General features: G+C 50.3%; 8 protein-coding genes. 1 reads left to right on the top strand and 7 read right to left on the bottom strand.

The genetic code is table 11. From position 1 onward, the window contains the following. Positions 1-29: 29 nt before the first annotated feature. From DCW36_RS10230 to DCW36_RS10205, 6 genes are all read right to left on the bottom strand, one after another. The gene (locus DCW36_RS10230; protein ID WP_114778537.1) at positions 30-1,637 is read right to left on the bottom strand and encodes an arylsulfatase; all 1,608 of its coding nucleotides are present in this window, start codon (positions 1,635-1,637) and stop codon (positions 30-32) included. A 296-nt stretch (positions 1,638-1,933) separates the two neighbouring features. Next, entirely contained in the window at positions 1,934-2,911 is a 978-nt protein-coding gene (locus tag DCW36_RS10225; protein WP_114778536.1) for a PorP/SprF family type IX secretion system membrane protein, read from the bottom strand. Between the two features lie 6 nt (positions 2,912-2,917). Continuing rightward, a complete protein-coding gene (locus DCW36_RS10220; RefSeq protein WP_114778535.1) occupies positions 2,918-4,189 on the bottom strand; it encodes a gliding motility-associated C-terminal domain-containing protein in 1,272 nt (423 codons plus the stop codon). 195 nt (positions 4,190-4,384) lie between these two features. Then, complete coding sequence (locus DCW36_RS10215) at positions 4,385-6,094, bottom strand: RagB/SusD family nutrient uptake outer membrane protein (protein ID WP_114778534.1); 1,710 nt, start codon at positions 6,092-6,094, stop codon at positions 4,385-4,387. 17 nt (positions 6,095-6,111) lie between these two features. Next, on the bottom strand, positions 6,112-9,381 hold the full coding sequence (locus DCW36_RS10210) for a SusC/RagA family TonB-linked outer membrane protein (protein ID WP_114778533.1): 3,270 nt from the start codon (positions 9,379-9,381) through the stop codon (positions 6,112-6,114). A 233-nt stretch (positions 9,382-9,614) separates the two neighbouring features. Continuing rightward, entirely contained in the window at positions 9,615-11,066 is a 1,452-nt protein-coding gene (locus tag DCW36_RS10205; protein WP_164891094.1) for a sulfatase, read from the bottom strand. A 939-nt stretch (positions 11,067-12,005) separates the two neighbouring features. Here DCW36_RS10205 and DCW36_RS10200 point away from each other — a divergent pair. Continuing rightward, on the top strand, positions 12,006-12,413 hold the full coding sequence (locus DCW36_RS10200; protein ID WP_164891093.1) for a transposase: 408 nt from the start codon (positions 12,006-12,008) through the stop codon (positions 12,411-12,413). 76 nt (positions 12,414-12,489) lie between these two features. Here DCW36_RS10200 and DCW36_RS10195 read toward each other — a convergent pair whose 3' ends face one another. Further along, positions 12,490-14,928, bottom strand: a complete 2,439-nt coding sequence (locus DCW36_RS10195; protein WP_114778529.1) for a DUF4982 domain-containing protein — start codon at positions 14,926-14,928, stop codon at positions 12,490-12,492. Positions 14,929-15,182: the final 254 nt, after the last annotated feature.

Genomic DNA, 15,182 nt, shown 5'->3' with positions numbered 1-15,182 from the left:
TTGTAAATGTACTGCCGCTGCAGCTCCGGTTACTTATAGGGGTCTACCTCCTCGCCCTTGGGCAACACATGGTGGGAGTTCGCCCATTTATACCATTCCGTGTCCAGCTTCTTCACAATATCCGGGTGCTTACCGGCCAGGTCGTGGTGTTCGGTCCGGTCCTTGTCCATATCGTAGAGCTCCCAGTTTTTGTCTTCCAGTTTCTTCACAGCTTTCCATTTGCCCCACCGGATGGCGCAGTTGTTCTGGTGCTCCCAGTACAGGTACTCGTGCTGTTTGCCCTTCCCGTTTTTAAAGGCCGGCACCATGCTGATGCCTTCGGTAGGAATAATTTTGTTGCCGTTGTGGAAAGTGGCGGGGTATTTTGTGCCGGCCAGTTCCACAAACGTAGGCATAATGTCGATGATGTGGTGCGGCGTGTCGTACCATTTGCCTGCCTGCGCTTTAATGCCTGCCGGCCAGTAAGCAATAAACGGTGTAGCAATACCGCCTTCGTAGGTTTCTACTTTAAAGCGTTTGAAAGGGGTGTTGGAAGCGTTGGCCCAGCCCTGCCCGTACGATACAGCCCAGAACTTGAACGGGTCGTTTACTTCTGCAAAAGGCTTGCCGCCCAGTTCTTTGTAAGGCTCTGCACAGGCTCCGTTATCAGAGAAAAACAGGATGAGCGTGTTGTCCAGCTTCCCGGTCTGCTCCAGGTAATCGAGCAGTTTGCCGGTGTTGTAGTCCATGTTGTAGACCTGGGCGGCATATACGGCCATCCGGAAATCCACCTCTTCCTTCTCCTGCTGCGTCAGCTCGGTCCAGGGCCGCATCTCGCGCTGCGCCAGCCCCCATTCGTTTTTTATGAAGCCCAGCTCCAGCTGTTTCTTAAACCGCTCCTGCCGCACTACATCCCAGCCTTTCATGTACTTGCCTACAAATTGTTCGTAGTCTTCTTTTTTGGCCTGTAGCGGCCAGTGCGGCGCCGTGTGCGCCATGTACAGGAAGAAAGGCTTATCGTCCTGCTGCTCTTTAATAAAGTTGATGGCGTTGTCGGTAAAAGCATCGGTGTCGTAGAAGCCGGCCGGGAAGGAGTATTCTTCCGGTCCGTTGTCCGATGTTACGCCCCGCGGCGGATAGGGCTGCAGGTGGCTGGCTCCCCCGGATAAAATGCCATAGAACCGCTCGAAGCCCCGCTGCAGCGGCCACTTTTCTTTGCCATGCATGCCCACATGCCATTTGCCCGACATATAGGTATGGTAGCCTGCCTCCTGCAGCACCTCCGCCAGGGTAACGCTGTTGCGGTTCAGGTAGCCCCTGTAGCCATGCACGCCCCAGTCGTTTACGCCCTGTTTCTCCGGATCTTCGCCCATGTGCCCCACGCCTGCCTGGTGCGGCTGCAGCCCGGTGAGCAGGCTCGCACGGGTCGGGCAGCAGCGGCCCACGTTGTAAAACTGCGAAAACCTGACTCCTTTTTCGGCCAGCTTATCGATGTTGGGGGTTGGAATTTCTCCGCCGTAGCAGCCAATATCGGAGTAGCCCATGTCGTCGGCCATAATCAGGATGATGTTTGGCTTCTGCTGCGCCTGTACAGGCAGCCAAAGGACGAAGCTCAGGCAGAGCCCCGCAAGAAAAGTAGTTGAGATGTACGTTTTCATGAAATCTTGCAAATTAGCGCATGTTTTAACTGGTGCAGGCAAGCCTTTTTCCTGATACTGCCAGAAGCAGCCTTCCGGGGGAACTGCTGCTCTGCCCACCAAAGCCTTTGCAGCACAGGAGGCGGCATTGCAGCAGAGGCTGTGGTGGCTGGTGCAGCAGACCTGTAGCCTCCGGTCAGCATGCGTTTACTTCAGGCCTGGCAGGTACAGGTACTCCCCTTCTCCGGGTATGGAGAAGGGGCCGGGGATTAAACCAACTGTCCCCAATCCTGAACAAAAGAAACTAAACACATTAATTACCAGATAGAAACTGCTTTTCCAATGTTAGAGAAAACAGGTGTAAGGCTATAGCTAAGCACAATTTCGTTACCACCCGTGTACACATGGTTTGCATTGCCGGTAGCTACTTCGCGGGTATACCCCAGCCTGAACTGCTTCAGTTGCAGGCCACCGCTGAAAGTGTAGGCCAGTTCCTGACGGTAACCAGCGCCTACCCAGAATATGTTATTGTAAACACCTTTTACCTGTCCTTCTGCCACACCTTTATAGTTTGCGTCGTAGCGGTACATCCCATTCACAACCAGGCCCAGCTGGTCGGTAAGTCCGTGACGGAAACCGGCCTGTGCAATATGCTGCATGGCATAAAAATCTTCCAAGTATTTGCTGTCAGCGCCAGTACGTTGTATGGCATCCTGCACGGCGTAGCCTACATAAAAGTTCTGGCCTGCCAGGGCAATGCCCAGGTTTAAGCCATACCGGTTCTGGCTGTTGCTGCCGTTCAGCATGTTTTGGTAGCCCTGGTCGTTTTCTTCATTCAATACCAGTTTATCGCTGTTGAGCCTGATGTTGGTGTAGGTTAAAGAAGCGCCGCCGCGCAGCGAAAGTTTCGCGGTAAGCGGTACAATAGAGCTGTAGTTAAACGCATACTGGCTTTCCTTTATGGGGCCGAACGTATCGTGCAGCAGCGAAAGACCGAAGGCATTCTGCACCCCCTCCTGGGCCACGCTCAGCTGTGAGGCATCGGCTGAAAAAAGGGAATTATTTTTTATATCCGCCAGGTTCAGTTCACCGGAGATAAACATAGCCCGGGGCGCATCTTCAAAGTTTGTCCACTGGTCACGGTAAAAAGATTTTACCATGGAGCCTTCGTGTCCTGTAAGGGCAGGATTATAGATTTGCCTGAACTGCGAAAAGTTGCCGGTGTGTTTCCTGTTCTGTGCGTTGGCACCCAGGGAACAACCGATTATGAGCGCTAGGATGAAATACTTTTTCATAATTTCTTATTCTTTAATGATTGTTACCACACCTTTCTTAACCGTACTGATCTCCGGAATCTGAATCACATAAAAGTAAGAGCCTTTAAGTACCTTGCCCTGCTGGTTTTTGCCGTCCCAGCCTTCCAGCGGATTTGTGGAATGGAACAGTCGCACCCCATCGCGGTCGAACACCTCAACCGAAACCTTTTTGTAATGTTTTAAGTCGGAAATGAGCCAGGTGTCATTCTTCCCGTCGCCGTCCGGTGTGAAGGCATTTACAATGGTAATGTCCGGCCTTACCTGTACAAAGGTTTCTACTGAAATACCATTCGGGTTTATCGTACCCCTGTTCGGGATGATGGTTCCTACTACCGGGTAGCGCCCTGATATGTAGCCGTTGTAGTTAACAGCGCCTGCGCCCCACTGCATCTTCACCATTGCCTTCTCGCCTGTATCGTAGGTTACTTCCAGTTCTTTAGGGAAAGGGACATAGGTAAACGAGGTGCGCATCGGTACCTGCAAAACCGGCGCTGATGCCACACTAATGATTTCGGGGATAATGACCACAGGTTCTTCCGACACCACCATGTCGTCTATGTCAATAGTGGCCTGGTAGTTAGGGTTACTGGCAAACTTCAACTGACCGAGCGGCTTGGTGGGTGTTACGGCCTCGCCTTCATCAATAGCCAGCACCTGTGCCGTGGGCGTAACTACCCAAAGGTCCGAGGCGTCATCTGTCACGGCACGAACGCTTCCGTCAGGTGCTTCGTAACCAACCGGGTTACCGCTGTTGTTGATGTACCATATAAGGGTTACTGTGCCAGAAAAAGTTGCACTGGTTTTAGAACCAACATCCAATACAAACTCACCCGGATTAGCAGCAGGACTTACCACCAACCGCGAATGAATAGAAGCATTACCTGGTTGGGCTACAGCAGTAGGAAATGCATCGCCTACATAAAACTGAAAGCCGGAAGAAACGTTCGTGGGATTGTTGCTAATAGTTACCTCCATCGAGTATTTGATGAAGCTGCCCGGCTTACTGAACTGGTTACTTGTAAATCCACCCCTGTTAACACCAGAGCCGGTATTTTTAATAAACTGCAGTTTATTTGCGAGTGTGTTTACTTCGTTGTTCCCGTTAGCAGACAATGTAATGAACTGGTTTGGGCCGGAACCAACATAGGTTGTGTAGTCGGTAGAGGAGTTGAAGTCCTGGGAGAAGTAGACCTCCTGCGCACTTAATTTATAGGTGCTGAAAATGATCATGCTGCATAGCAGTAAAAATTTTTTCATGACGTTATATTTTATGTTTCAAAATAACTTTGAACTGGTTATAGTCCTCCCCGGTAACCTCCAACCCCTACAATGGAATCCGGAGCAGGTTTCCGGTAAGGAAGCAGGCAGCCAGGCAAAACCTGCTGCAGCTGCCTCCCGGAAAGGGAAATGAACAGATAATTAACTAACCAACACTTGTTGCAGCGAATAAGCCTACCAACCTGTATTCTGGTTCTGAACACCAACCTTCGGATTGTTAAGAATCTCATTGGTTGGAATCGGGAACAGCAGGAACTTCGGTACCGACACATTCAGGGCGTTTTCATAAACTGCATTGGATGTACTCCAGGCATTGTTTGCCGTCTGCCATGCCGGGAAAACAGTAGTATATTTCGGCTTTCTGAGTTCCTCCAGGAACTGGTGCTCGTACATGGTTTTGGTTGGATCCTGGGGGTGCTGCATCCGAACCAGGTCGAACCAGCGCTGCCCTTCGCCCAGCAGTTCCAGCCCGCGCTCATCAAAAATTTTCATTCTGAAATCAGCTTTGGTCATGGTAGTGGCAACCGGTAAGTCGGCCGGAACAGCACGCGGAGTGCCATCGGCTTTTCGGGCGCGGTCTCTTACTTTGTTAAAAGCATTGATCGCAGCGGCTGTAGGCCCGTTCAGTTCGTTCTCAGCCTCCGCCTTGATTAGGAAAATTTCGGCAAAGCGGATGATAAAGAAATCGTTGCCATGGTTTCTGTCGTCTTTCCCGTTCGGGTCGATGTATTTCCCAACCAGGGGCGTATTCACACGGGTGGCGCCACCTCCGTCAGGATACATCACCGTTACGCCGCCACTTGGATTTACACCTCTTGTGTAAAACGATACCTCGTTGCGGAAATCCATCTGAAAATCGACATCGCCGGGAGTGCCTGTTACATAATCGCCGGTACGGTAGAAATCGCCGAACCAGGGCATTACGCGTATCTGGCCGCCGCCGCCTGTATTCGGTGCACCCGTAGTACCGCGTGTATTCGCCACCATAAACCGCAGGGCAAATTCAGAACCTGCAGCCGGCTGTGCCCTGTTCTGCTGGTCTACCTGAAAGCGGATACCAAACAATACTTCGTTGTAGGCATTTGCTTCCTGCTGGAGGTCAAACAAACTTTTAAAGTTAGATATCAGCGTGTACTGGTTGCTGGAAATTACCGAGTCGGCATAAACTACTGCATTCTGGTATTGCGCTGTGGGGTCCTGCCCTCTGAGCGACAGCTGGTTACCATAGGTCAGATAGGCCTGCGCCATCAGCCCCTGCGCTGCGCCTTTGGAGGCACGCCCCAGTTCTGCAGCCGGAATCTTTTTGTATAACGGCAAGCTCTCGGAGGCCTTTTTGAAGTCTGCAAAAATCTGGTTATACACCTGGTCTACCGAACTCCTGGGGAGGTAAAAGTCACTGTTAATATCGGTCGCATTCAGGCGAAGCGGCACGCCGCCCCACATCCTTACCAGGTAGTAGTAAGAGAAAGCCCGGATAAAGTGTGCTTCCCCGTAGGCACGTTTTTCAAAATCCGGGTCCAGTTCCAGCTCGTCGAGCGTTTTTATCAGCGCATTGGCTGATGCAATGGAAAAGTAAAACTGGTTCCAGAAAGAGTTGGTGTTCCCCCCGCTCAGGGTTCGGTTTCCGTAAGCGCCATACTCTGAACCAGCACTCGAATACAGGTCGTCTGCCATCAGCGTGAGCATCATCATGCCCTGGAATTTAAAGGCCGAAGCATCGTTAAAGCGGGCATACAAGCCGTTAATAACCGCCTCTACATCTTGCTCATTTTTAATCAGGGCAGGGGTTGGTGTATCGAGCAACTCTTCTTCGATACTGCAGGATTGTACCAGTGGCATAAATGCCAGCACAAACAGGATTGGAATATATTTGAACAACTTCATTTTTTTATCACTTTAAGTTAGAAATTAACTTCTAAACCAGTTGAGAAGGTACGGGCCTGACCCATAGTACCTAAATCCACACCTCTGTTGATAGCCAGGTGACCGAAAGCGTTGATGTTTGGATCGTACCCGGTGTATTTGGTCCAGGTATGCAGGTTGGTTCCGGATACAAAAGCTCTCACAGAACGGGCGCCAAATCCTTTTGGCAGGTGGATCAGGTAACCCAGGTTCACATTCTGTATGCGCAGGAAAGAGGCATCTTCCACGAGCCAGTCCGGAACGCGCTGGAACAGCCTGGTACCGTTGGTAGTTACTTTCGGATACTTGTTGCTGGTGCCCTCGCCTCTCCAGCGGCCATCGTAGGCATCCTGCAGCAGGTTGTAGTTACCGGTAGTGTTGTTGATGCCTACAATCCAGCGGGTCAGGTTGATGAGCTCGTTGCCGTAGCTGCCAAACATGGTTACCCCCAGCGTAAAGCGCTTGTACGAGAAGTTGGTATTAAAACCATAGGTAAAGTCAGGGTTCGGGTTACCGATAGCGGTTTTGTCGGCATCGTTAATCTGGCCATCGCCGTTCAGATCCACCCATTTTACATCGCCAGGTGCATAAAGCGATCTGGAATCATCGTTTCGCAGCGCAGGGTCGGCCATAATTTCTTCCTGGTTCTGGTAGATACCGTCAGTTTTATAACCCCAGAAAGTTGAGATCGGCAGCCCCGGCATGGCCACGTGCACCGGCTGGCTCAGGAGTACAGCACCACCTGCAAAATAACCACGTCCGTATATTACCCCGGCAGGGCCCATATCAATTACCCTGTTTTCGAACTTGGAAATATTGCCGCTCACGGTAAGCCTGGCATCGCGGGAGCTGTAAACACTGGCAGTAGCTTCGATATCGATACCCTGGTTCATAACTTCACCCACGTTGGTAAAGTAGCTGCCATAGCCAGAAGAAGCAGGAAGCGCCAGGTTGATCAGCAGGTCCGTTGTGTTCTTGCGGTAGGCATCAATTGTTACTGTCAGCCAGTCGTCGGCAAAGCCAAAATCGACGCCAAAGTTATACTGCTTTGTTTTTTCCCAGGTCAGGTTGGGGTTCTCAAAATCGCTGGTTACATAGCCAGGCACAATCTCTGTCCCGATCACACCATAGTTTACGCCATAGTTAGCCTTCGTAGCACCAATGGCAATGTTTTCGTTACCGGATATACCGTAGCTGGCACGCAGTTTCAGGTTGTTAACCAGTTTAATGTTGTCCTTGAAAAAGTTTTCGTTCGACACATTCCAGCCCATGCCCACCGAAGGGAAAAGCTGCCATTTGTTTCCGGCGGCCAGTCGGGAGGCACCGTCGTAGCGGCCGGTGAGCATCAGGGTATAGCGGTTGTCGAAAGAGTAGTTGGCACGGCCCAGCACCGAAGCCAGCGCCCTGGTTTTGGTACCGGTGTACATACGGCCAGGATAAGTAGCCGTCTGCATGTTGTAATATATCATGGCGTTAGACGGGAAAGACATACCCGTAGCGCTGGAGGACTTGTTCTGCCACTTCTGGTAAGAGTATACACCAACCACGTTCACACGATGCTTTTTGGCAAACATCTTTTTATAAGTCAGGATATTATCGATCAGGTAGTTGGAGTTGTTGTTGTCGGCACGGGTACCGGAACCACCCGGAGCACTGTTACCGATAAAAGTACCGGTAGGATAATACAGCTCACGCAGCGAGTAGAGGTCGTTCACGCCGCCCCGTACGGTGTAGGTCAGGTTTTTGGTGATCTTGTAATCTAAGTTAACGTTAGTAACCAGCGTGCGCATCTGTGTTCTGTCCTTCACGAGCGTGGTAACCACGGCGGGGCTGTTTGCAAACTCTTCGTCCAGGGTACCGTCGTCGTTAAAACCACCACGCAGCGGGTTAAAGGCCAGGGCACCCATTACGGCAGAAGAACCCAGGATACCTGTCCAGTTCGATTCCTGCCCGTAGTTCCGGTCGGCCAGCGAGAAGTAAGAACGGATGCCAACTGAAATTTTCTGGGAAACATTACGCGTCAGGTTTACCCGGAGGCCATAGCGGGTAAAGTCGGCATTTTTCATAATGCTGTTGTTATTGGAATAGCTGCCGGTAATATAGTAGCTGCTTTTATCGTCTTTTCCGGAGAGTGACATCTGGTGCTGCTGCGATAAAGCGGGCTTGTAGATAACATCCTGCCAGTCTACATTAATGGTCCTGGAGATGGAATCCAGCTGATGCGCCACATACAAAGAGTCTTTTCCATCGTTCAGGTTTGCCTCGTTGCGGTAGTTCATATAATCGAGCGAGCTCAGCACTTTCAGCTTTTTAGGCACCACACTCACATCAAAGCGGTTGGAGTATACAACCCTGTCGCGCCCTTCTTTCCCGGATTTGGTCGTGATCAGCACCACCCCGTTGGCTCCCCTTGAACCGTAGATGGCCGTAGAAGAAGCGTCTTTCAGAATTTCTATGGATTCAATGTCGTCGGGGTTTAAGCTGGCCAGCGGGTCTGAGGGCGGAATTTCTGCGCCACCGTCGAGGGCTGCTCCTGCCATGGTCGCGCCAAAACCCGATTCGATCGGCTGCCCGTCTATTACCACCAGCGGCTGGCTGCTACCAGTAATGGAGGTCGTACCCCGTATATTAAAGGTGATACCGGAGCCTGGCTGCCCTGTGTTATTCATGATCTGTACACCGGACACTTTGCCTTGCAGGGCTTCCGGCACCGAGATTACTTTACTCTCGTTCACACCGTCCATACGGGCGGTACTGCTGGAGCCGGTAAAGTCGCTTTTCTGGATGGTACCGTACCCCACCACCACTACTTCTTCCAGGTCGGTTGCTTCCGACTTCAAGGTGATGTCAATCTGTGTTCGTCCGTCTACTTTAATTTCCTGTTTGGCATAGCCTAAGTAAGAAACTTCGAGTACGGCATTCTTTCCTGCTCTTATTGTGAAGTTACCATCCATGTCGGTTACAACACCCCTGTTGGTGCCCTTCACCTGAACAACCACGCCTGGCAGTGTCTCTCCGTCTGCAGATTTTACCGTACCCTTTACTTCATTGCCAGCTTGCTGATTGGTGCTGCCAGTTTTAACTACACCTGGCCCTTCGTCTTTTCTAATCCTGTTATTTAAATTCCCGTCGGCGTTATCGGCAAACGCCATGGCTGGTGCCTCCAGCATGCTCAGTGTGAGTAAGGAGACCATGAGTGGTTTAAAGTGCAGGTGATGTATCATGGATTTAATAAATCCATAAAACCCACTGCTTTTATAGTTTTGCATATTATTTAGACTTTAAAGTTAAAGATTAAGCAGACGGGAGACAGCAGTTCTTCCGCAATTTCCCCTGGATAAATTTAGTAGCTGAACTATTCCTTCTGTAGAACAACCTCATCCTTATACAGGGCTCTTTTTGTAGAATTCTAGCTATGCATAACACCTCCTTTCCTTTGTAGCGTTTATCTGCCTGATACTGGTTTGACTGAACCGGACCATGATCCTGTTACTGTTCGCCATCATAAATTCTGTTTTCTAACTACCTCATACCTGCCACCGATCGACTTTTTAAAATTCTTCGGAATTGCCCCGGATAACCTGCTGATCACGGGTTTCATTTCAGGTTTATGAACTACATTGTTGTTTTCATATGGATCTGTCTGATGATCATACAATTCCTGGCTGCCATCGGGGTAGCGGATGTACCTGTAGCGCTCATCCCGGACTGATGCATATTGTTCGCCGTAGGTGGTGAAGCCGGGGCGGTCCCATTTGTAGTGGGGGTTGTTCAGCACAGGCACCAGGCTTACACCATCCAGCTTGTGCTCCGGCGGGTCTAAGCGGCAGTATTCTACCAGTGTGGGGTAAATATCAATCAGGCTAACCGTTTGCGGACACTTGTATGCCCTCCCGTTTGGCAGGCGAATGAGCAGCGGCACGGCATCGGCCTGCTCCCAGAGGGTGGCTTTTTCCCAGCGGTGTTTGGTGCCGTTATGGAAGCCGTTGTCTGAACTGAAGACCACAATGGTGTTGCCGGCGTGCCCGTTTTTATCCAGGGCCTCCATAATACGCCCTATGTTCCAGTCGGCAAAAGAAGTGTTGGCGCAGTAGGCTTTCATCAGCTTCAGCCATATCTGTTTTTTAGTTAGCCCCTCCTTGCTAAACCTATTAAGCGAATCTACCAGGTTCCTGCCCATAAAAGGAATATCGTCCATGTCGTTTTCGGTATACCCGGGTGGCAGGGTCATTTCCTCGTCCTGGTACATGTCGAAAAAGCGTTTTGGCGCCGTGTAGGGCGTGTGGGGGCGCCACAGGCCCAGGTACATAAAAAAGGGCTTATCCTGTTTCTGTTCCAGGAAGTCGATGGCGGCGTCCACGTTCCGCACATCCGGAAAATCGCTGTCAGGACCTTCCCAGGGTTGTATCGTACTCCAGTTGTTGGGGCCGTACCAGTATTTCTCTTCACCAAATGGCCCGTAACCGCCTTTCGCAACCGGACGGTTATCAAACATTCTTTCTTCGCGCTCTTTGCCGATTTCAATATGAAAGGTCTTTCCCATTGCCCAGGTAGTGTAGCCATTCCTTTTAAAATTCTCCGGCAGTATTTCTATATCCTTTAAAAAGGTTTTCTCCCAGGGATTAGGGCTTTTGTTGTTGCTGTTTATATATACCCCGGTGTTATGCGGATATAAACCACTAAAGAATGCTGTTCTGGAAGGCATGCAGACCGGTGCAGCGCAGGAAGCATTTTCGAAATTATAAGACTGTGCAATCAGCTTATCAATGGCAGGTGTCTTAAGAACAGGATAGTCTTTTAAGACACTGTACTTATTCATATCGTCTACTACTATAAACAAAACGTTTGGTCTGCGGGCATCAGCTACCGTATCATGTGCTTTCTGAGGCTGCGCATAACCGCTCTTGCCCGAAATCAACAGAACCGCAAAACAAAGGTTAATAATTATCTTCATACTAACTAACATTTGTATTAATAGTAATAGACTTAGCTAACTACCTGTTTGTAATGAGCCTATAATCAAGGTAACTGACCTGCTTTGTATGAGTGCTCCGAAACAGTTTCCAAAACTACTTTGTTGATGCAGTTAGTTGCTACTACTATTGTAGAAGAGATTATAAATCTTGTAGCAGGGTGTAAGAAAGGGCATAAAACTTAACAAAACCGATAAAAATTAGCAACATACAGCTAACATAGCCTTTTTCGCAAGGCCCACTGCACAATCCCCTACTTCCTGTGTTGCAACGAATCCCACCACAGCGGCAGCCAATTAGCGGCGGCCTTTCCTGGTTCAGCCGACCCGGAAATATGCCCCAGGGCTCTAAAAACAGGTGCTGCGCCTTCCGCCAGGCAGGCTTTTCCTGGTATATTTTGGAGCATGCGGGCACCTGTTTTGAACGCTGCAGCAAATAATACTATCCTGCTTTTCCCCTGTCCGTAGCAGAACAGCAGCGACTGTGGTGGCAGGTGCAGCAAAGTATCCAGAACAGGTAGAAGCACTTTCTGATGCCGGCAAAACCGGATAGCTGTTCCAAAGCTGTTGCTATACACAGTCAGCAGGCGCTGCTCCTTTATATAGCCAGCCAGGCACATATTTCACATCGCGACAAAATTGCCAGGATTTTCCACATAATTGCTATGATGTATTCCGTCGATACGGTTTATTTGAATCAGATTTCCGGCTTTTAATAAGCGGCAGAAGACATCCCTTTTTCGCGCTCCCCGGAAGTAAAAGCTGCTCCCAGGCACCTTATTTTCCAGCGTTCAGGCAGCAGAGGCTGTGGTGGCAGGTGCAGAACACCCGAATGGCCAGGCAGGAAGAGGCAGGCACGGAAAGAGGTAAATTAATCGCGTGAAAAGACATTATCAGAATAAACTATTTATGCCTAACATCATGAACCAACTTAAGGAAGCGGCAACAGACACTGATTTTACTGTACCTTATCATTTTACGGAATGGTTACCAGAAAACCACCTGGCTCGTCTGGTTGTAAAGCTTACAAATAAACTCGATGCAAGTGTGTTCAACTGCCAGTTCCTGAAAAACAATACCACCACCTACGAGCCCCGTTTGTTACTGGCGCTACTCCTGTACAGTTACCTGACCGGGATGTTCATTTCCCGCTCAATAGAAGCAGCTACCTACAGTTCTGCAGCTTTTCAGTACATTGCAGGCAACCAGCACCCGGACCATGAGACGATAGCCGCGTTTCAGAAACGTTTTCTACCGGAGATAAAGGAGTGGGTTAAGGAAGTGCTGACTACCTGCAAGACCTTAGGAATCAGGAGCTGCTACCTTTAATGGGAAGATTACGGGCAGCCAGGTTTAGGTTGTGAGAAAACTACAGCTGTGTGTGGCCAGGTACTAGACCCAAACATCACCTTACCTCCCTGGACGTTAACTTAACTTCCGCCCCCTTCAGGGTTTTACCTTTCACTGTGAGTTTGATGTCGCCTGGTTTGGTAGTAGACTGCACCAGCACCACCAGTTTGCCATTAAACAACTTCATGGTGGGCAAATGGAACGGCTCGAGCGAGGTAGCGTCGCCGTTGCAGGCTGCCCGGAATTTCCCGTTACCACTCACCCGGAAGGTTAACTGGTCGCTTGACAAGGGGTACGGGTTTCCTTTTTCATCTACAACCGATACGGTTACAAAGGAAATGTCCTGTCCGTCAGCAGCTATCTGCGTGCGGTCCGGCTCAAGCACCAGCTTATAGGGCTTTCCGGCTGTCACCATTGTTTTTTCAGCTGCCGGTTTGCCGTCTTTGTCAAAAGCGACTACGCGCACCGTGCCCGGTTCGTATTTCACATCCATCCACATCAGGCGGTAACGGTGCAGCGGGCTTTCGTCGCTTTTGCGCTGCACGCCCATGCTTTTGCCGTTAATAAAGAGCTCGGCGCTATCGTAGTTGGTGTACACAAAAACAGGCGTTACCTGCCCTTCACGGCCGGCCCAGTTCCAGTGCGGAAGCATGTGCAGGGTTTCATCCTTTGTTTGCCACTGGCTCCGGTAGAGGTAGTAGCGGTCTTTGGGCAAGCCGGCCAGGTCGTTTATGCCGAAGTAAGAGCTGCGCGATGGCCAGTAGCTGTCGTAAGGCGTAGGTTCGCCCAGGTAATCGAAGCCGGTCCAGACGAACTGCCCGATTACCCAGGGCTTGGTGTCCTGCAGGATAAAGTCATCTTCCGGAATATTTGACCAGTTGCAGTATTCCAGGTCATAGGACGAAGATTGCCCGTTCGGATAAGTTATGTCAGCACCTTTGACTACCGGAAACTTGTACTCGCCCCGTGAGCTTACCGTAGAAGCTGTTTCCGAACCTAAGATGAACCCCTGCGGGAAGGCATTATTAGCTTCTTCGTATAAATGGGTGCGGTAATTCAGGCCCGGCACATCCAGCACGGCGCCAAAGCCGGAGGCCATCGTGGCTTTTACCTGGTCCATGCCTACTGTTACGGGACGGGTGGGATCTTCGCGATGGAAAATTTCCTGCAACCATTTGGCACGTTTTGCACCCTCAGCGCCCCGCTGGTCCGGAACTTCATTTCCGGAACTCCACATCACAATAGAAGGATGATTTCGGGTGGCATGTACCAGGTTGACGACATCTTTCTCGGCATCGGCCTGGAAGAAACGGTTGTAGCCATTCTTCACTTTGGGTTTTGCCCATTCGTCAAACGTTTCTGCCAGAAACATAAAACCCATCTCATCGCACAGCTCCAGCTGCTCGATGGAAGGCATGTTGTGGGAACTCCTGATGGCATCGCAGCCCATGTCCTTGAGAATCTGTAGTTGCCGGCGCAGGGCTGCTTTATTAACGGCTGCGCCGAGCGGGCCCAGGTCGTGGTGCAGGCACACGCCTTTGAATTTGCGCACCTGTCCGTTCAAGCTGAAGCCAACACCTGCCTGGTAGGCAATGGCCCGTATGCCGAAGCGGGTGGTGATTTCGTCTTTCAGTTCATTGCCCGCATACAGGCGGGTAACGGCGGTGTAGAGGTTGGGAGTTTCGGGGCTCCACAGCTTCGGATTTTTTACCGCTATGTTCTGCTCAAACTGGTTGGCGAAAAGCGTTTTCGCTTCATCTCTTGCCACTGTGTCGCCGGCCGCATTTACAATGGCAGTCACCAGGCGCACATTTTTTCCGGAAACTTTAGTTTTGATGTTTACTTTGGCCAGTCCTTCGGAAACAAAAGGCGTGGTGATATAGGTACCCCACTGGTCGATGCTTTCCTGGTTTTTTACAATTACCTGCACCTTGCGGTATAAACCGGCTCCGGGATACCAGCGCGACGACGAGCCTAAGTTTGACAACTGCACCGCCAGCGTGTTGGATTTACCGGCTACCATTTGCTTGCTGATATCGAAGTAAAAGTAATTGTACCCATAGTTCCACTCCCCCACCTTTTCGCCGTTCAGGTATACCCTCGGCTCACTCATAGCGCCCTCAAACAGCAGGATTACCTTCTGGCCCGGCTTGTAATGCGGCAGGGTAAAGTTGTTGCGGTACCAGCCTTCGCCAATATAAGGAAGCGCCCCGGTCCTGCCGGTTTTTTCGGTGGCTACCTTCTCGTTGTTCTGCACAATAGCTACCACCTGCTTGTCCACTTCCTTGTCAAAAGGACCGTAAATGGCCCAGTCGTGCGGCACGCTAACTGTTTCCCAGTTTTTGTCATTAAAGTCTTTCTGGAATGCCGTAGCACTCTGCCCCTGGTGAAATTTCCAGTTGTTACGAAGCTCGGTTGTTACCCGTACCTGGGCAAAAGCTAAATGAGAGAGCAGCAAAGAGAAAAATAACAGAACCTTTTGTTTCAAAAACATTAGCTGTACAGTTATATTAGCTGTAATTTAAACTTTTAAATTATAAAAAAATTCTTCCCGGAGTACCGTTGTGCCCCCAAAATAACGAATACTTTTTGTTTCATGTCGTTATTTCGATCAAAGAAATTCTTTGTCGCTTCCAGCAGGTCTTCGACGGAAGTAAAGTGCTTCCCCTGGGTTACTTTTCTTCGACCGTGCATTTCCCGTCCCTCTTTCAGGGAATAAAGGGCATGTTTTGGTTCTGCTGTGCCTGC

Origin of the sequence: Botryobacter ruber (assembly GCF_003347595.2) — a bacterium.
Classification (GTDB): domain Bacteria; phylum Bacteroidota; class Bacteroidia; order Cytophagales; family Hymenobacteraceae; genus Pontibacter; species Pontibacter ruber_A.
The sequence above is the reverse complement of the archived record's forward strand: the minus strand, read 5'-3'. Positions and strand labels throughout refer to the sequence as shown.